This is a genomic window from Pseudoalteromonas sp. G4, assembly GCF_028875915.1.
Classification (GTDB): domain Bacteria; phylum Pseudomonadota; class Gammaproteobacteria; order Enterobacterales; family Alteromonadaceae; genus Pseudoalteromonas.
On record NZ_JAPEHW010000048.1, the window covers coordinates 1 to 19,324 of the forward strand.

The 19,324-nt window shown below is 38.1% G+C and carries 18 protein-coding genes; 12 read left to right on the plus strand and 6 right to left on the minus strand.

The genetic code is table 11. The features are described 5' to 3' along the window. The 3 genes from ON073_RS13665 to ON073_RS13675 all read left to right on the plus strand — a co-directional run. Positions 1-778 (plus strand): S8 family serine peptidase (locus ON073_RS13665; protein ID WP_274762441.1); only part of this gene is annotated, 778 nt, incomplete at its 5' end. A 137-nt stretch (positions 779-915) separates the two neighbouring features. Next, the gene (locus ON073_RS13670) at positions 916-2,730 is read left to right on the plus strand and encodes a S8 family serine peptidase (RefSeq protein ID WP_274762442.1); all 1,815 of its coding nucleotides are present in this window, start codon (positions 916-918) and stop codon (positions 2,728-2,730) included. Between the two features lie 74 nt (positions 2,731-2,804). Continuing rightward, positions 2,805-3,488: a CPBP family intramembrane glutamic endopeptidase gene (locus ON073_RS13675; protein ID WP_274762443.1), complete on the plus strand. Its 684-nt coding sequence runs from the start codon at positions 2,805-2,807 to the stop codon at positions 3,486-3,488. 12 nt (positions 3,489-3,500) lie between these two features. Here ON073_RS13675 and ON073_RS13680 read toward each other — a convergent pair whose 3' ends face one another. From ON073_RS13680 to ON073_RS13690, 3 genes are read right to left on the minus strand one after another with little or no spacing between them, the layout of a single operon-like run. After that, positions 3,501-4,754 (minus strand): hypothetical protein, encoded by a 1,254-nt coding sequence (locus ON073_RS13680; RefSeq protein WP_274762444.1) that lies wholly within the window; start codon positions 4,752-4,754, stop codon positions 3,501-3,503. Beyond that, entirely contained in the window at positions 4,735-7,092 is a 2,358-nt protein-coding gene (locus ON073_RS13685) for a bifunctional diguanylate cyclase/phosphodiesterase (protein ID WP_274762445.1), read from the minus strand. Before ON073_RS13685 ends, ON073_RS13680 begins: the two co-directional genes overlap by 20 nt. A 6-nt stretch (positions 7,093-7,098) precedes the next feature. Beyond that, complete coding sequence (locus tag ON073_RS13690) at positions 7,099-7,716, minus strand: hypothetical protein (protein ID WP_274762446.1); 618 nt, start codon at positions 7,714-7,716, stop codon at positions 7,099-7,101. A 454-nt stretch (positions 7,717-8,170) separates the two neighbouring features. On the opposite strand from ON073_RS13690, the gene ON073_RS13695 reads away from it, so the two are divergent. The 7 genes from ON073_RS13695 (at position 8,171) to ON073_RS13725 (ending at position 15,983) form a co-directional block, all read left to right on the plus strand. Next, positions 8,171-8,968: a restriction endonuclease gene (locus tag ON073_RS13695; RefSeq protein ID WP_274762447.1), complete on the plus strand. Its 798-nt coding sequence runs from the start codon at positions 8,171-8,173 to the stop codon at positions 8,966-8,968. Between the two features lie 249 nt (positions 8,969-9,217). Next, a complete protein-coding gene (locus ON073_RS13700) occupies positions 9,218-9,403 on the plus strand; it encodes a hypothetical protein (protein WP_274762448.1) in 186 nt (61 codons plus the stop codon). Next, positions 9,396-9,977: an ABC-three component system protein gene (locus ON073_RS13705; protein WP_274762449.1), complete on the plus strand. Its 582-nt coding sequence runs from the start codon at positions 9,396-9,398 to the stop codon at positions 9,975-9,977. The genes ON073_RS13700 and ON073_RS13705 overlap by 8 nt, the downstream gene beginning before the upstream one ends. Then, the gene (locus ON073_RS13710) at positions 9,971-10,219 is read left to right on the plus strand and encodes an ABC-three component system middle component 6 (RefSeq protein WP_274762450.1); all 249 of its coding nucleotides are present in this window, start codon (positions 9,971-9,973) and stop codon (positions 10,217-10,219) included. The genes ON073_RS13705 and ON073_RS13710 overlap by 7 nt, the downstream gene beginning before the upstream one ends. Continuing rightward, positions 10,212-11,966 (plus strand): DUF2326 domain-containing protein, encoded by a 1,755-nt coding sequence (locus ON073_RS13715; protein WP_274762451.1) that lies wholly within the window; start codon positions 10,212-10,214, stop codon positions 11,964-11,966. The genes ON073_RS13710 and ON073_RS13715 overlap by 8 nt, the downstream gene beginning before the upstream one ends. A 168-nt stretch (positions 11,967-12,134) precedes the next feature. Further along, positions 12,135-15,263, plus strand: coding sequence for a DUF3427 domain-containing protein (locus tag ON073_RS13720; RefSeq protein WP_274762452.1), 3,129 nt, complete (start codon positions 12,135-12,137; stop codon positions 15,261-15,263). A 234-nt stretch (positions 15,264-15,497) separates the two neighbouring features. Continuing rightward, entirely contained in the window at positions 15,498-15,983 is a 486-nt protein-coding gene (locus ON073_RS13725) for a hypothetical protein (RefSeq protein WP_274762453.1), read from the plus strand. A 134-nt stretch (positions 15,984-16,117) separates the two neighbouring features. On the opposite strand, the gene ON073_RS13730 is transcribed toward ON073_RS13725, so the two are convergent. Further along, positions 16,118-16,441, minus strand: coding sequence for a hypothetical protein (locus ON073_RS13730; protein ID WP_274762454.1), 324 nt, complete (start codon positions 16,439-16,441; stop codon positions 16,118-16,120). Between the two features lie 112 nt (positions 16,442-16,553). Beyond that, entirely contained in the window at positions 16,554-16,775 is a 222-nt protein-coding gene (locus ON073_RS13735) for a hypothetical protein (RefSeq protein ID WP_274762455.1), read from the minus strand. 197 nt (positions 16,776-16,972) lie between these two features. Here ON073_RS13735 and ON073_RS13740 point away from each other — a divergent pair, with 197 nt between their 5' ends. Then, a complete protein-coding gene (locus ON073_RS13740; protein WP_274762456.1) occupies positions 16,973-17,632 on the plus strand; it encodes a recombinase family protein in 660 nt (219 codons plus the stop codon). A gap of 85 nt (positions 17,633-17,717) precedes the next feature. Here ON073_RS13740 and ON073_RS20595 read toward each other — a convergent pair whose 3' ends face one another. Then, on the minus strand, positions 17,718-18,026 hold the full coding sequence (locus tag ON073_RS20595) for a winged helix-turn-helix domain-containing protein (protein WP_189768816.1): 309 nt from the start codon (positions 18,024-18,026) through the stop codon (positions 17,718-17,720). 284 nt (positions 18,027-18,310) lie between these two features. On the opposite strand from ON073_RS20595, the gene ON073_RS13745 reads away from it, so the two are divergent. Next, on the plus strand, positions 18,311-19,171 hold the full coding sequence (locus ON073_RS13745) for a hypothetical protein (protein ID WP_100914094.1): 861 nt from the start codon (positions 18,311-18,313) through the stop codon (positions 19,169-19,171). Positions 19,172-19,324: the final 153 nt, after the last annotated feature.

Genomic DNA, 19,324 nt, shown 5'->3' on the forward strand with positions numbered 1-19,324 from the left:
TACTTTCTTTATGGGTACTGCTGAAGCGGTTAACTCTGCAGCTGCAGGTAAAATCTGTGTTATCGACCGTGGTAATATTTCATTCCACGATAAAGTACTTAACTGTGAAAATTCAGGCGGTGTGGGTGCGGTTATCGTAAACAATGAAGCAGGCATGCTTTACGGTACTTTAGGTGATACAAACGCAACATCAATTCCTGCAGTAGGTGCAGCACTTGAAGACCGTGCGACGCTTCTTAACGCAGCATCAATGACAGTTAAAATTGGTACAAGTGATTACGGCTTTATGAGCGGTACTTCAATGGCTACTCCAGCTGTTTCAGGTATTGCAGCACTAGTTTGGTCAAACCACCCAACATGTACAGGTACTGAAATCCGTAATGCACTTAAAGCAACAGCTTATGATGCAGGTGCAGCAGGTAAAGATGTTTACTTTGGTTACGGTATCGTAAAAGCAAAAGCAGCTGATGATTACCTAACAGCGAATGGCTGTGCTGGCGGTGATAATGGCGGCGGTGACAACGGTGGTGGTGAAGGTGATATCACATTATCAGCACAAGGTTACAAAGTGAAAGGCACTAAACGTGTAGACCTAACATGGTCAGGTACAAGTGTATCTTCAATGGACGTTTTCCGTAACGGTTCAATGGTTGCTACAGTATCTAACACAGGTAGCTACACTGACGCAGTTGGTGGTAAAGGTGGCGGTAGCTTCACTTACCAAGTATGTGAAGCGGGTACTTCAACATGTTCTGCTGAGAAAACAGTTGTTTTCTAACTAAATAATAAATCAACCCAAAAAATCAAAGCCGCACTAGCGGCTTTTTTTGTGGCTGAAATCATGGTTGTTACTGGCGATCTGCTTAAAATTTACTATTCTAAAAACTGCAACAATTGTATTTGGGGCAGTAACCAATGAAACTCTCTTCTCTTACCGTATGCATTGCATTATCTTTTACTGCGAGTGTATATGCCGAAATTGATAATCATCGTTTTATTATTCAAGTTGATAATGGCCATAAAGGCGTTGTGAAAGCTCTTGCTAAACAATTAGGAGGCGATATTAAACTTGATAGCGATGGTTTTTTTGCCGCGTCATTCGATGGTACCGACTTATCTACACTAAAAGGGCTGCTAAATAACCCACATATTAAATTGATTGAACAAGATCATCCTCGCAAAGCATTTAACCTGTTTAACGATGATATTGGCGATGCTATGTCACAGCAATTAACACCTTATGCTGTATATCAATCACAAGCAAACCAAGTATTGTTTGATGGAAATACCGGTATAAAAGTATGTGTGATTGATTCGGGCTTAGATCAATCAAACAATGATTTTGTTTGGGGCAATATCAGTGGTTCTAACGATTCAGGTACTGGCAACTGGAATGAGCAAGGCGGGCCTCATGGGACTCATGTAGCTGGCACCATTGGTGCTGCGGATAATGGCTTTGGTGTTGTGGGCATGGCACCTGGCGTGCAAATGCATATTGTAAAAGTATTTAATGCCAGTGGTTGGGGGTATTCATCAAGTCTTGCTCATGCCGCCAATGTATGCGCAGCAGCAGGCGCAAATATTATTAACATGAGTTTAGGTGGCGGTGGCGCTAGCTCAACTGAATCAGCAGCTTTTGAAAACTTCGCAAGCGCTGGTGGACTTTCTGTAGCTGCTGCTGGTAATGATGGTAATAGTGTCCGCAGTTACCCCGCAGGTTATGCGTCGGTGATGATGATAGGCGCTAACGATGCTAACAATCAAATCGCTAATTTCTCTCAATTTCCAAGTTGTGAAACGGGTCGTGGTAAAAAACGAAAACAAGATGAAACCATTTGTGTAGAAGTGACTGCTGGAGGTGTTGATACTTTATCTACCTACCCCGCAGGCTCAGCCAGTAATTCGGCAGTATTAGCTGATGGAATAGGTGTTGCATCTAGTGCTATGGAAAATACAGGGGATGAAAGCGCGACGCCTTATTTTATGGGGCTCGGGGATTCTGTTGATAGTGGTGCAAATGGCAAGGTGTGTGTGATTGATAGAGGTAGTATTAGCTTTCATGATAAAGCGCTTAATTGCCAAAACTCGGGAGGTATTGCAGCGGTTATTATAAATAATGAATCTGGGTTATTTAGTGGCACATTGGGCTCACCCAATAATACTAGCATTCCAACAGTAGGAATTGCGCTCGAAGACAAAAACCAAGTGCTTAATGCGCTATCTATTCGCGTTAAAGTGGGAGCTAGCGATTATGGCTATATGAGTGGCACATCTATGGCAACGCCAGCCGTTGCAGGTGTAGCAGCGTTGGTTTGGTCAAATCATCCAGATTGTAGCGGCGAAGATATTCGTAGTGCATTAAAAGCAAGCGCGCTTGATGGCGGAGCCGATGGTAAAGATGTGTACTTTGGTTATGGCATAGTGCAAGCAAAAGCCGCAGATGATTACTTAATTGCTAACCCGTGTGCTGGTGGTGGTGATAACTCCGGTGATACCAGCCTTTCTCTTACAGCCTACAAAGTAAGAGGGCTGCAGCATGTTGATTTAAGCTGGTCTGGTGTCTCTGGCAGTTCGGTCGATATTTACCGTAATGGTAATATTGTTAACTCAGTAATTAATAACGGTGAATATACTGATAACATCGGTGTGAAAGGCGGTGGTAGCTATACCTACAAAGTGTGTGAATCCGGTTCGACTCAATGTACTACAGAGCAATCGGTAGTGTTCTAGTAATTAAGATACGTCATATTAAATTCATTAAATAGTGAATGTGCCTTCCTATAATTAAATAGGAGGGCACGCTATTGAAACTCGATCCTACCCGTTGGGCACCTAAGCATTATTACAAGCGCATTTTGATTTGCGAATTTGTATTTTTATTCTTTTGTTTGCCGATATTTTTATTTTTTGTACGCGATTTGATCGCGCCTTACTTACTGTTATTTTTGGTATCGGTAGTAGGGTGGTGCGTATTACTGTTGTTAAGAGATCCTCGATTTAAACGTTTTCGTCTTTGGAACCCAGAGCAATTAAAAATTTCACTCGATAGGGTTATTTCAACTTTCTTGATAGCTGCATTGTTTATGGCTGTTGCCAGTTGGTATTTTACCCCGCAGTGGTTTTTTACTTTGCCAACCCAACAAACCAAGTGGTGGTTTCTGTTATTAATACTTTATCCCATTTTTTCAGCGTGGCCGCAGGAAGTGATTTTTCGTACCTTTATGTTTCATCGCTATAAACGCGTATTTAAAAGTAAGCAGTTACGCGCATATTTAAGTGCCACTAGCTTTGCCTTAGCGCATTTATTATTTGCAAATTGGATTGCTGTAGTAGGTGCCTTTATTGCTGGTTTAGTATTTTCATTTACTTATATTCATTCTCGTAGCACCTTATTGGTTGCGGTAGAACACAGCCTGTGGGGATGTTGGTTATTTACTGCGGGGCTTGGTATGTATTTTGATAGCACAATGCGTTTATATGGTGAATAAGCAATTAGGTGGTTAATGTTTAAAATAATAGCGATAGCCAATTTGGTATTGGGTCTCTTTTTTATCGATTGCTTGATTTAAATACCAGCGTGAAGGGCGATGAGAATCGATATAGTTCAATTCAGTTAATAAGAATGATTGCTTCGAGAGTTTATAACGGTATGCAAGTGAAAAAGCATTCCCTTGTTCATCATTATTATCACCCCAAAGGTCATCTAAATCATCCACATTAAAATGTTCAAAACGAGCGGCAATATGATGATCTGACCAAAAGTGACGGAGCATTATAAAGGCATTGTCAAAATCATTATCGACGACTCTTTCTTTATAAGGGGAGGTCATGTATGTATTACCTGCCATAACTTGCGCTATTACTTCCCACTCTTTTGTAAAACGGTATTTTAAAGCGGAGTGAAAAAACTCAGTTGTCCAAGTGTATTGGCCGTTTTCAACTAAGCCTTCCTCGGCAAAGTTATCGTAAAATCCAATATTAAATTTAAGTTTATTGTCGTATTTCCAATTTGCAGAAAGATGTAACCCAAAGCGATTATCAAGTTCTAAAAACGGGTCTGATTCAGCTGCTTGAAATTTGAGTTTACCCTCACGTGCTGGAAAGTCTTGGACAATTAACTTTTCATGTAAGAGGGTTTGTCTGCTGCCAATAGTCCAGCCATGCCACGCAAGCATTGCCCCCGCAGGGTCATTATTTTTAAACAGTGACACATCAGCTGAAAAGCTGTGCTTTGACCCAGAGAACTTACCAAGTTTTTCAAGAGACAGGTTTACGCCTGTATTACGTAGTTCTTCACCAACCCAATTATTTAAACTGCTCGATGTTAACGTATATGGGGTGGACCATGCTGTGGCCACATTTTCAAAACTTATGGTTGGGTAGAAAACGCCAATTTTTGATTTTACTCGCCATCCGCTACTTGTTGGCAGGCTTTTATAATTCAAATAGCCTTCGGTTATGCCAATGGCACTGTTACCCTTGTTGGCAAATGCATTAGCAACAACAGTAGCTGACCAGGTTGAATTAAATTCTAAATCGATATGGGCACCTAATTGTCCTAAAGCTAAACCACTACCATCGTTAAAGCGATATTTTCCATAGTCGCCAGCTAAATAGCTTTCGCTACCATCACTTGCAACATGGTAGGCTCTCAAATCAACTATTCCCTTAAGGTTGGCGTCTAATGCAAAGCTGTTAGCATGTATGCCAAATAAGGAAAATACTATTAATACGTTAGTTAACCGTTTTTGCATTCGCTGTAATCTGCTGTTGGTAGTCTGACTGTAATAACCATGCTTCAAAGTCATGTGCAGGTAAAGGCTTACTAATAAAATACCCTTGCGCTAACTCGCATCCTTGCGACTTGAGCCAAAGTAATGTTTGTTCATCTTCAATACCTTCGGCAACCAAAGTTAACCCCATATTATGGGCGAGCTCAATTGTTGATTTAACAATGATTTTGTCGCTCTGATTATCAAGCAAGTGCTGCACAAAAGAGCGGTCAATTTTCAGCTCTTGCACTGGCAACTGTTTTAATTGCGCCAGTGACGAATAGCCAGTGCCATAATCGTCAATGGAAAGTTTAAATCCATTTTGGTTTAGGTAATTTAACACTTCAGTTGCTTTGTTTGGGTCGTCTACCACGGCATCTTCAGTTACTTCAAGAGTAATGGCGCAATCCCCAAGTTGATGTTTGTTTTTAAGTGCTATCACAAAATTTGGGAAAGATTTATCTAAAATATTTTCAGCTGAAATATTAATGGCGATATTAATTTTAATCCCTTTATCCAACCATTCTATATATTGGTTAATTGCGGTTTGAGTTACCCAGCGCGTTAGTGCATCCATTTGCCCTGTTTTTTCGGCAATGCTAATAAAGCTATCTGGTGGAATGATTCCTTTTTCTGGGTGCTGCCATCTCACTAGCGCTTCAACATGGCTTATTTCCATGGTTTTTAAAGACAGTTTTGGTTGATAAAACAGTGTCAGCTGATTTTCTTCAATAGCTGTTCGTAGATTATTGGTTAAGAACAGTCGCTCAATAGCATTTTGGTCAAAAATGGGGTCGTATATTTGAAAAGTGAGCTTATCATTTTTTGCACGCTGAATCGCCACATTAGATTTTTGTAATAATTCAGCAACTGAGCAATTCGGGTGTTGAGATGAGCGCACCACACCAAAGGTAAACTGAAGATGCAATTGTATATTTTGAAAATGGCATTGCATTGTTAATGCTTGTTGTAACTTGCTAATTAAATTTTCAATATTTTGTTCTTCTGCGATTAGTACAAAATATTCTGCACCAAGGTGGTAACTGTCAAAACCGTGCTCTGTTTGTACAAGTTGACTCGCAACTTCATTTATTACGTAGTCACTTGCTTGATAGCCAAGGGTATCGGCGATGTCTTCTGCGCGTAAAATGCATAATTGAATAATTAAAAAGTCATTTTGCGATTGTTGGCGTCGTTCAATTGCTGCAATTAATGCATTACGATTGGGCAGATGAGTAAGTTGATCGTGAAATGCTTGAAAGCTGATGGTTTCTTCTCTAGAAATAATCGCTTTTGTCATTACATTAAACTCGCTCGAAAGCTGTTTTAACTCTCGGCTGCCAGTGACATCAACGATGCCATCGTAATTACCTTTGGTAAGAGATTTAACTTGGCTAACTAAGTTTTTTATCGGTCGAGTAATATCTCTGGCAATTGCAATTGCCCCAAAAGTGGATAACGCAACCGTAATTACAACTAATAAGAACAATTGGCTCCATTGAATATCAATGCTTTTTAGCAGATCAGCGCGTGATTCAAAAAGCACTGCTGATATATAGCCGCTATTCGTGTTACCGAGCTCTAATCGGCTGTATAAATATTGTTGCTCAGTATTAGCGATTATCCGCTTAAATACATCGGCTTTTATTGGGTAGTTTTGCTCATCTGAGCTGGCAATTACGCTGTAATTTTTACCATCAAAACTCGCAAAGCCAACATTAACATCTGTCAAAGCAGCTAACTCATTTGCCAGTGCATTATTTATTAAATAACCAAAGCCTATCCAACCAACAATTCTCGCACCACTTTTAATAGGTGCAAAGCTTAATTGATATAATGCATTATCAATAAAGACGAGTTGGGTAGCTTCTTGTTTTAATAAATCTGTGGACTGACTAAAGGGTTTGCCTTGCTCTTTTCCTATTCGTACTTTTTTATTTCCTTCGGCATCTGTAATCGTAACAAGCTGCGCAAAAACAGTGCCTTCACTATTTATTGCCATGGCAAGATCGCTATCAATGCGTTTTCGATGATTATTAAGTGCCACTAAAAAGCTTTTGGTATCTTCTTCGAGTACGGATTTAAGGCCGTAATCTTTAGCGGCTGTTTCGGCAAAGGCCGAAAGGTAATAGCGCCGGTTGTTGAATTGTGTTTGAAAAATATCAGATGCATTACTTAAGCGATTATTAAGCTGGGTACTCTCTAATTTTATATTCGCGTGATAAGTAAAATAAAAACTCACCAGTTGCACGAGTAGCAGTAAAAATAGAAATAAAATTAGTATTTTACTTTGTAAACTGCGCACTTTGAAAAGTCTCATAATGAATTAGTACTCTTCTAAAAATTCGAATTCTTGTTGTCCAACTTGCTTTGGAATAGGCAATAGCGGTTTTGCCAAAGTTAATGTGATTGTCTGTTTTTCGTTATTTAACGAATGAGTCTCAGTAATTTTATGAGACGGTGTATCGAGTTGAGGATGCCAAACTGAAATTTCATATTCACCGCTGTTTTTAAGTGAAATACTCGATAGTCCGTTTGTGTTTGTTTTAGCGAAATAAGGAGTGTTAACGACAAGCAGAAAGCCACTCATCCAGTCGTGAATATTACACCCCATGGCAACTTCTTCTGTCTTACTAATGTTTTCAATTTGTTTTGACGAGCCTGCTTTTAACTTAAACTCAAAGCGGTTTTTACCGGATACCGAGTAAATATGATGCGTAATATCGTCTTTATTTAAGAAAACAATATCTTGCCCTTTTTGCATTACCGTAATGTAAGGCGCAAATTTTTTATCTTGCTGATCGATCACAAGAGGGTGGTTATTGGTGGGTAAATCGGATGTTCCAGACTTCGGCGTAAGATAAACGACAATGTCGTTGATTGGGGTGTTATTTTTATCAACGACCTTAATAGCGATGTCTAGCGCATGCGCGTTAGTCATCATTATGAATGTTGAAAGTGAAAAAAGTATATTCCTCAAGCGCTTTTCCCCTGCATGCTTAGCTCAATCAATTTTGCTTTCATTTTTAAAACGAGTGAGTTGAGCTAAAAATAAGTTTAGACCTGTTTATAGCTAGAGCGAGGTTTTATAGAAAAAATTGCACGATTTATGAAGAATATAAAAAAAGCCAATCATTTTTAGATTGGCTTTTTCGATAAAGTAAATGCAAAAAGAGCTTATTCGATATTCTGGATCTCAACGAAGAACAATATCCAGAGCGCCTCTGTAGCCCAATAAAATCAAGCCTTTCAGCAATGCCGTCTCGGTAAGACTAACACTGAACTACCACTCGCGCTACCATTTTTATTTGACTCTGATTTCCCGACAATTGCCGAGAAGTGAGCTAATTGCTATCCTTGCTGCTCATATAATGGAAACAAGTTGAACAAGGAATGTAATGGCAAAACGTAGTTTATTGGAAGACTTAACTCATCTACCTTGGCAAGTGAGTGTTGTATTATCAGTTGCTGTCTATTTTATCTTTAAGTTTGTACTTCCTATCGTTGTAACCCCAAACCCAATAAGCCAAACTTTACTGCAGGCTTTAGATAATTTCGCAATTTATATCTCTGCAATATTACTATTGCCAGCCCCTTTCGCTTATTTTAATACAAAAAGAAAACGCCAAAGATTCGAAGTCCAACAAAGCTTAGATACGATTAAACAATTAAACTGGCAACAATTTGAGCAATTAATAGCTGAATATTATCGACGTTTAGGGTTTTCTGTGACGGAAAATATTTATGCGGGCTCAGATGGCGGAGTTGATCTTGTTTTAAATAAAGGTGCACAGATAACACTGGTCCAATGTAAACAGTATCGTAATAAGCCAGTTGGTGTCTCTGTAGTAAGGGAAATGTTTGGCATAAAAGAAGCTAGGAGGGCTGAAAAAGTTATTATTGTCACGACCTGTAATTACACTAAGGATGCAATTAAATTTGCTCAAGGAAAAGATATTGAGCTCATAGATGGTGCTATGTTGATGCCAATGATCCAATCCGTACAGTCGAATGTGAACCATTCATTTAATAGGGACGGTTTAGAATCTGCAAAAGAAGCTAATGGAAATTGTCCTAAATGTGGATCAAATTTACTACTGAGAAAAGCTAAGAAAGGCCCGCATGCTGGTGAACAGTTTTGGGGATGTTCAACTTTTCCTAAATGCAGATTTGTGCAGAATATAAATTCTATGTGAGCGAATTTTCTTTTACGACCCCAAAGCGAGTTAATGAAAATACTCAATATTTTTACCTCCCACTTATGTTTATTTATTTCATGGTCATGAAATCAACTGAATATCAATATAGCGTCATATACAAAGTGTATTTAAAAACTATAAAATCTAACATTGGCAGTAAGTTACGTAATTTGATATAAATATAAAAATGAAAATAATGAGCTGCTAGCTCGCTATAAACTTGTTTTACGAATAAAGGAACTATCGATGACTAGTCTATCTACAGGTGAATGGATCGCAATAGTTGGAATTGTAGTAGCTGTTTTAATCGGATTGATTCAAATCTTGCGCAACAACGCATCTAAATCTGGGAAGTTTAATATAAATCAGTCTTCAGGAGCATTTTCAAAAGGAAAGCAAAAAATAGATGTGAAAGTAGAACAAAATGACTAGTAACATTAACATCAACCAGTCTCAAGGAATAGGTAGCTCAGGTCAACAAGAAGTTAAAATCGATCAAAGTGTACATAACTACCCTCTAATCTATAAGAATCTAGTAAAAACCCATAAGGGAACTATAACTTTTGATCCTAATACTCTTAGAAAAGTGATCATTGCTATTGCCGATGAATACGATGAATTGGAGCAAAAACCTTGTGATTTTGGTTCCATAAGTATTGAAAAGAAAAATGAACTTAACAACTTAAGTAATTCATTTTATGTGGAAATTATTTCTCGAGACTATGAACCATACTTTTTTGAGCTTGATATCTTTTTAAGACAAAGGGCAAGTGAAGATCTACAGGGACTTGTTGGAAAAATAATTAAGAGTTTGAATAAGAAAATATTAGCCGGCTATCAAGACTTTGAAACATTCGAAGAGCTCTTACTTTCAATCGAAAATGTTTTATTGGACTCCCAATATGAGTCTTTATGCGATAAAGAAGATTCGATAAGTCTTTTTTTGTTTTATTTGTACGCAAACTGCTTTATTGGCAGAAAAACTGAAGAGGAAATTTTATGTTAACGCCTCATCGGTTTATGAATTTAGATTACTCATTAGTAAATGTAGCTTCGCAAGTGGTGCAATGTTTAAAAGAACGAGGCAGTGATAATCTTCATGAAGTACTAGCTTACGCTCAAACCAGTTGTAAAGAAATTAATGAGCAAGATGTAATGTTAGCTATTAGTTTTCTATATTTGCTTGGCAAGGTTGAATATAAAAAAGAGCAAGACTTGGTTTGCCTTTGCGAGAATAGTGATGATTAAGTTAAGTAAAATATATTCTAATAAGCGAAATATATTCCCTGATATTGAGTTTAAAGATGGGCTAAATGTGATTTTTGCTAGTGTTAGCAAAAATTCAGATAAAAAGTCTTCTCATAGTCTTGGTAAAACAACTTTGATTGATATTTTGGATTTTTGCTTTCTTAAACAAATATCCAAAGATCACATATTAAAGAAAAACTGTTTTAGTGAATTTGAATTTTTCTTAGAGGTACAATGTGGCAAGAACCGGTTTGTTACCATCAAAAGGCCTGTTGTTGGTAAAATTTCAATAACAAGTACATCTAAAAAAGCTAGATTTGACTCAAGTGAATCTGAAAGCTGGGATTATCAGGAACTAGCATTTAAAACAGCAAAAGAACACCTTAACCAACTTATATGCCCAAAGCCTATATTGATGGCTGGTTTTAATTACAGAAATGGTCTCCGCTACTGTTTTAGAAAACAAACCCAGTATGAAAACACCTTCAAAGTTAACAATAGTAGAGAAAGTGATGCTTCTTGGACACCTTATTTAGCCTCAATCATTGGTATTAACTCTCGTTATGTTGAAGAAAAATATGACGTAAATAAGCGTGTGGAATCATTAAAGAATGCTATCCGAGAAGTCAATAACCTTCCTAGTGACAGTGGGCAAAGCTTAGAAGCTGAAATCACTCAAATTGAAGCTGCTGTGAGTAGGATGAAGATCGAACTTGATAGATTTGATTTTAAAAGATCTGATGATCATGTAAGTAAAGAATTGATTGATAAAGTCTCTGAAAATGTATCAGGGATGGTGGCAACAATATATTCCTTAGATCAAAGAATATCTGCCATTGACAAGTCGCTTCAAGCTGAGTTTTCTTTTGAAATGGAGAAAGTTTTATCTCTATTTGAAGAAGTAGAAATATATTTTCCTGAGAGCTTAACAAAATCATATGAAGATTTAATTAGAGTCAACAAGGAAATGTCTGTCGACAGAAAAGAGCGGTTAGTTCAAACAAAACGTACGATTATAAAAGAGCGAGACGATATATCTAAGAGACTGAGTAGCGAGAGAGAAAGGCAACAAGAATTAACAACAGTCTTACTCCAAAAAGATGCTTTTGAGAAATATAAAAAACTACAAAACCGGCTAACAGTTGAAGAGTCAAGAGTTGCAGTTTTGAAAGAGCGTTTAGCTAAAATAGATTTGGCTACTGAACTTGGTGACAAGTTAGAAGAGGCTGAGTCTGACAAAGCAAAAGCAGCTAAAAAGCTTGAAGTCGAAACAAAAGTTAGAGGTAATATTAAGCTAACAAATGCCGTAACATTATTTTCTGAATTTGTAGAGCATATCCTAAATTTCTCAGCGTTTTTTTATACTTCCACGAACAAAGATGGCAATATCCAATTTAAAATAGGATTAAAAGATCAAACTGCAGTAAACGAAGGTTTTTCATATACTCGTGTATTATCTGCAATTTTTGATACGACCTTACTTTCTCTTCACTCCAAAGATGACTTTTTCAAATTTTGCTACCATGACGGCCTTCTAGAAAGTTTAGATGACCGGCTTAAACTTCTCTTGATTGATGAGTGGCGAAAAGTATCATTAAAAAATAACTTACAGTTTATTATTACTGTGCTTGATAGTGATTTACCCTTGAAAGGCACTAAAAAGGAGTACTTTGGTAAGAGTGAAGTTATACGTGAGTTACATGATCGAGGGCCTGATGGCCGTTTATTCAAAATGGCCTCATTTTAAACTCTAAAATAATTCGGTTCTCTAGGAAATTTTACTCCGTGCTAAAAATTTCGCAGGGCGAATCTTAGCTTTGGTACTGAGTATTTTTTGCAACATGAGTAAGGTTTTAGCCGTTTTTATATTAACGTTGTATGGTTTGAATTACTAAGGGAATAGCAGTAGTACTATATGAATCAATCAGGCATATACGAACAACTCATTACCAACTTAATATCTGGTCGATTAAACCGAGATAAGTTTTATGTTGGTGAAAAGGTATTAGAGCAATCGGAGGCGGCAATTTGGTTGTCTCGTTTCTTGAGCCGAATTATTGAATATGCTGTTAATTGCTTACCATCCGGAGATGATCAACTTCAGCGTCAAATTGAGTTGTCGAATCAACTAATTCTATGGCTTAAAGATAAACTGCAGGATGACGAGTTTTTTGATGAAAACTTGCTTGAAGGTCAGGGCAAAATACTCACCGCTTTATACGAAATAGAAAACCCCGTTGCCGCCGATCTTAAAAAGTACGTTGAAGATATATTCCCGTTAACCGGCCTTACCCAAAGTGAGTTGTTTTGCGGCAGCAATGCCGGCTTGTCGTTAGAGAGCGAATTAAAACGTGAGATCTTATCGTCAGATACAATTTATTGGTTAGTATCATTCATCAAGTGGGCGGGCATTCGAATCTTCCGCAACGAGCTTGAAGAGTTTACTCGTAGTGGTCGCAAGTTAAAGGTGATCACCACGTCATATATGGGCGCGACGGATGCTAAAGCAGTAGAGTTTTTAGCGTCTTTGCCGAACACAGAAGTTAAGCTTAGCTACAATACAAAGCGCGAACGATTACACGCTAAAAGCTATTTGTTTTTACGAAATACCGGTTTTAATACAGGCTATATTGGTTCTTCCAACTTATCTCATTCAGCCTTAACGAGTGGTCTAGAGTGGAATCTAAAGATTACATCTCAAGAGATCCCTCATATTATTGAGCGATCCATAAATACATTTGAAACTTATTGGAACTCAAACGAGTTTGAAACTTTTGATGGCAAAGTTGAAGCTAAAGAAAAGCTCAAAACAGCTTTAAAACAAGCTCGCATTGGCGATGGCATAAACGAGCCATTGGCGCATTATTTTGAGATTAAACCATTTACTCACCAACAAGAGATCCTCGAACAACTTGAAGTAGAGCGATCTTTGCATAAGCGATTTAAAAATCTAGTGGTCGCGGCTACGGGCACTGGAAAAACGTTAATATCGGCGTTCGATTTTGCTCGCTATTTAAAACAGAAACCGAATGCCAAATTTTTATTTGTTGCTCATCGCGAAGAGATCTTAAAGCAAGCGAGGTTGGCCTATCGAGGCGTGTTAAAAAACGCCAGTTTTGGTGAGTTGTGGGTAGGTAATTATAAGCCTGAGCGTTATGAGCAACTGTTTGCGTCAGTGCAAACACTGAATAACCAACTCCCCGATTTAAACTTATCAGCAGACTATTATGACTATGTTGTTATAGATGAAGTGCATCACGTCGCTGCCAGTTCTTATCGAAGCATTTTAGCCAGATTTGAACCGCAGATTTTACTTGGCTTGACGGCCACGCCGGAAAGGCATGACGGTTCGAATATTCTTGATGACTTTTGCGGTGTTATTGCTGCGGAAATACGTTTACCTGAAGCGATTAATCGTCGCCATTTATGCCCGTTTCAGTATTTTGGTGTCGATGATGATACAGACCTTCGGAATATCAGTTGGAGTCGTGGGCGCTATGATATTGCAGAGCTTACGAACTTGTATACTCATAACCAGCAACGAGTAGACAAAATATACCAAACCCTAAATGAACTAATTACTTCAATAAGTAACATGCGAGCTTTGGCTTTCTGCGTTAGCAAAGAGCATGCGGCATATATGTGTAAGCAGTTTTTGCTCAAAGGTATTAAGTGTGACTATTTAACCAGTGATAACAGTCAAGACCGAGCTCAAAAGCAGCAAGCCCTTCGAAGTGGCGAAATCAACATTTTATTCGTTGTTGATATTTTTAATGAGGGTGTTGATATACCTGAGGTAGATACACTGTTGTTTTTGAGACCAACAGAAAGTTTGACGATCTTTTTGCAGCAATTGGGACGTGGTTTGCGTTTAGCTGATGATAAAGAAGTTTGTACTGTGTTGGATTTTGTTGGTAATGCCAATGCCGATTACGATTTTGCCCATAAGTTTCGAGCGTTGGTGGGGAAAACCGATGGCGCCATTAGTGATGAAATTAAAAATGGCTTTCCTCATGCGCCGCTTGGGTGCCGAATAGAACTATCTAAACAAACTCAAGATGTTGTGCTAAGGAACATTCGTAATGCGACTTTAAGCAGACAACGGTTAATAGGTTTAGCACATTCTTTTTCTCGAGACTCAACCTTAGAAATAAACTTGGCAAACTTCATCAAGGTATATCCACAAGTTGAAATAGAAGCTTTGTATAAAAGACTTAGCTGGACTGAGCTTTGTTTAGAAGCGGGTTTGTTTAACGATGTGGATCCTGAGCTTGTTCGTAACTTTGCTCGAATGGTCAAGACAAGGTTGTTAGTGTGCGATGATCATGAGTACCTTAAAAGCTTAAAACGCTTCGCTACTAAAGGTTTGATAACTTCAGATTTGCACCAACTCATGGTGCATTATGACTTCTGGCAACAATCAGGTGAAAAGTTAGGCTTCCAAGACATCAACGACAGTTTAAACCGACTTGGAGATCAGTGGTTAAAAGCGGAGTTAGGAAGTTTAACCACTTTGCTAATTGACCGTATACACCATAAACAAGAAACAATGCCAATGATGGGCAACCACCCGATAAAGCTTCATGCTAGATATGCCAGAGAGCAAATACTCGTTGGTTTTGGTGCTACCACATTTGAGAAGCAGCCAAATTCAAGAGAAGGTGTGTTTAATATTAAAGAGCAAAATATCGAATTGTTGTTTGTCACTTTGAATAAAAATGAAAAACAGTTTTCACCAACTACCATGTATCACGATTATGCGATAAATGAAGACCTCTTCCATTGGCAAAGCCAAAACTCAGCGAGGCCTGAGCGGGGCAAAGGGTTAGAGTATGTAACCCACAAAGAAAAAGGCAAACGTTTGTTCCTCTTTGTTCGTGAGCAATCTAAAGATGAATTTGGTAAAACGATGGGGTTTGTTAATTTCGGTGAAGTTGACTATGTGTCACATACAGGTAGCCAACCGATGAATATTACTTGGAAGTTGCGTAATACCATGCCCGCATTTATGTGGAAACAGGCTGCTAAACTGGCAATGGCTTAGTAATTAAAGATAACAAAGCGTTTTTTATTCCGTAAATACAGATTTGCATTAGATATCGGAACAGGTACACATGAGATATTTTTGAAGATTAAGTTTTAAATTATATTCAATTTATGTCGTGACAAGACAGTTAGTTGTTTTGAAAAGCTAAGCTCCTCACTATTCGCCTGTTTTTTGACAAGTTGTTGAACTAACTGAATATGGTGTTCAAGCTAATTAAAACGGAAAAACACCATGTTAAGCTTTAAGCAAGAATATTACTTACCGACTGCTGAGCAGCATCAACAAGCTTTAATTTCAAACCTTCAAGATGATTTAATGTCAGAACCAGAGTTCAAATCCCTGGTGTCCAATCTCATGATCACCGATAGTGGCTTAGAAGCCGTTTTCGCTATGTCGTTAATTGACTTGAAGGTTAAGCAGATGAATCAGCATAACCAGAAGAACTATCAAGAACTAATTAATGACGCAGTGACTGCCATAACTATCCTTAACGATGAAATTGATTACATTGTTGATGTTGCAGATGAAGAGCTAACTGTTCACGCAGTTATGCAGCCTATACTTGCAGTCACTACATTCCTATTGGGGAAATCACCTATAGTTAGGTTTTGTGAAGATAGGGAAGAAAAGGATCTCATGATTCGAGTTGAAGAACTCATCAACTCTTTTCATACTACCATCCATAAATCTGCAGAGCACAACCGTCAGCCTCACTAGAAAAAAGTGGGAAATCGGCGATTAAACGATATTAGTAAAGCTCAAAATAAAAACCTACCGGGTAGGTTTTAGTTCTGATTTTACTTTGCTAAGAAAATCAGGCTGCAAAATATCTCTGCAGCCTGATGTGAATATTACTTTTCACTCTGAGCTGAAAAAGCTGCAATAGCTTCTTGAAACTCATCTACCAAACCTTGAGCATTAGATATTTCCCGCAATAGATACTCAGGATCTTCAATATTAACAAGCCTTAAGCTATAAAAGTTATCATCTAGCTCGAAGTACTCTTCGAGCTCTTCTAAGGTATTCTCTAGTGACTCTTGGATAGTTAAGCCTTTCGACGCAAAGAGTTCATGGTACTCGTTTAATGCCTGTTCGAAAGCACGACTGACTGAGATCCCACCTTGAAGTGCTTCAATAGTGTCGTGAATATAATCTGTGTCAACTTGGTACTTCATTTAAACTGTTTCCTTTAATTAATTTAAAGCAAAAACAGTTTAAATCGATGTCTCTTTTTTCTAGAGAGTGTATCGTTGACATCAATTATGAGTGTATGTGCTGCTTAGTTAATTAAGTGAAAATCAAAATAGCCGTAAATATTGCACTGCCAATACTAACTATCTTTAAGCTATATAAATTCTCATCAAACCAAGTGTTTACACGTAAATCTCGGTTCATTTCTATTGCAGTTTTGTAAGCAAATTCACGCCACTGAGCCACATCTTCAGACTGATATTTATTTTTGTATCTTTTAATTCGTTTTGCTCTTGCGAGTCTATGTTTGTTGTCCATTAGTTGGCCCCATAGTTTTGCTTTGTAGTCAATTATGGCGCCAAAAGAAAGTCGAGAGAAGGCCCATTAATTCTACTTTTCAATATTTGAATACAACGGATGTTTTTTGACGAATCTTCCCATGCAGGCAATCTACTAACTCTAAATACAAACACGCAAAACGAAGGTATTGCGCCTCTGTAATTGAGTACAACATTATGAATTTTATCGCTTACTATCGTGTTTCGACACAACGACAAGGTCAAAGTGGTCTTGGATTAGAATCTCAACAGTCTGTGGTGACTGATTATATAAATAGGCAAGAAGGCGCTTTGCTACATCAATACACTGAAGTGGAGTCAGGGAAAAATAACAACCGTCCAGAATTAGCCAAAGCACTTCAACATTGCCAGCTAACCAATTCAACATTAATCGTTTCAAAGCTGGATAGGTTGTCTCGTGATTTGCACTTTCTAAGTTCAGTGATGCAAAGCAATATTAAGTTCATTTGTTGTGACCAGCCCAACTCAGGCCCATTGGTGTTGCAAGTACTAGCAGCAGTGGCGGAAGAAGAAAGAAGAGCGATCTCCACAAGAACAAAATTAGCTTTAACAGAAGCTAAAAAGAGAGGCGTGGAATTAGGTAACCCTAACTTTAATGAAGTCAGAAATACTTGTACCAGCAATGCTCATGCACAGTTTATGACAAACACAAAAAAATACCGAGAGGCTATTTTGCCAGTTATTGAAAATGTGAAAGCAGCCGGTACAACAACGTTAAAAGGCATTGCAGACGAACTAAACAGACTAGGCTTCAAAAGCCGAACGGGTAAGCAGTTTTACCCCTCTACAGTAAGGAGTTTGATAGGCCAGAATTAACGGCCTATTTGTAATATCTTGTCTTGGCAGGACCTTAAAATATGATTTTATATGTAAAGGTAGTCGTAGTTTTTTAATCATAGAACTAACTGCTGCAATTAATAATGCTCTTTAAAGGAGGGCTCTCGTGAGATATATGCTCTTCGATTGGATGCACGTCAGCAACTAGTCGATAACCTAATTTGCGTCTTGTTGCTATATATCGAGAATCCTTTGCAGTATCACCAAATATGGATCGTAGTTCTGATATCATTTTATTGATTGAGCTATCTGATACCTCGTGTTTCCACACCTTTAAAATTAACTCACGTTTATTCACTAAGCGATCATTGTTTTCGACCAAAAAGGTGAGAAGTGCAAATGGCGTAGATGTGAGCTCATAGCACTTTCCCATAGGGCACTCAATTTGTGCCAGCTTAGTGTTAAATATGTAATCACCGATTTTGTACAAAACTCACTCAGAAAACTAATCAATCCTATCTTCTATTATCCATGCCTTAGCACTTTGTCAAAAAACACAGAGGAGGCTACAGGCTTTGATTTTATTGGGGTGAAGTAAATGCAACGAAAATACAATCTACAGGTAAGGTTTAAGAAAGTTTTGTGCTGTGCATATGAAAGTGTCTACGTAAGAATGCGGTTGATTTTGGAATAAAATAAATAAAATGGAGAAGTCCCATGATCAAACGTATTGCGCCGATTGCTGTTTTAGCAGCTTCAATATCTGCTTGTGTTTCGGTTCAACCAGCTCGTGATATCCCGATCACTACAACTAACTCGAAAACATTCACTTTTGATAAAACACCTGCTCCTGGCGTTGAACTAACTCAATCACAAATATTATCAGGCTTAAAGAGCCAAATAGCTGAGGCTGCATCACATAAATACGGCTGTAATCCGATGTGTAATACCCCTAAAGGCTATAGCCCTGGCTACTTTTTCGAAGGGGCGATAATTGAGCGAAATGCTGATAGCTATGTTGTCACTTATCGTAAAGGTGACACTTATCGCTCAACAACAGGCACTATGATGGAAGCAAAGAAAGACATAACAGCTAAGTTACCTGTTAAGGTAGAGGAGATAGGAGACTCTTGGGTTGTACAATTATCATCACCTTCGATGCTACATAAAACCAAAGGGAATGATGATATGTTCTTGTTTAAAACTGATGCTAAAGCTATTAGTCAATACAATAAGTTACTGTCAAAATTAGACCCAGTCATCCTGGCAGAAAAAGTAGAAACGGGTGAGTTTAAAGTAAGTTATGATCCAGAATCAGTGGCTACTAGCTTAAATCGCAAATTACAAGCGCAGACAAGAACGACCACTAAAGGCGGTGCTTTACGTACTGTTTATAATCTAAAAAGTGGTGAGCATTCGGCTATAGCAGAAGTTAAAGTCTACCTTAACAAAGGTTCGTCACTTGTTGAATATTCTATCAAGCAGAAGTTTAATGTGGACGCAAATGGCGGCTCTTCTTTTGATGGCGATGCTTTTAAATCATTCAAGCAACAACTTGTTGATGCAGCAAATAGCTAGCCCAATTATTAAGTGAGTGCATTGCAGGTGCTAAGCTTTTATCGATACCTGCTCTGCCTCAATTTACACAATCAAAATCGGTTACCTCGCTATTATTTTATTGCTTAAGATTAAGCTCAATGAGCCCTCGAGTAGATTTGGGTGCCATGCAAT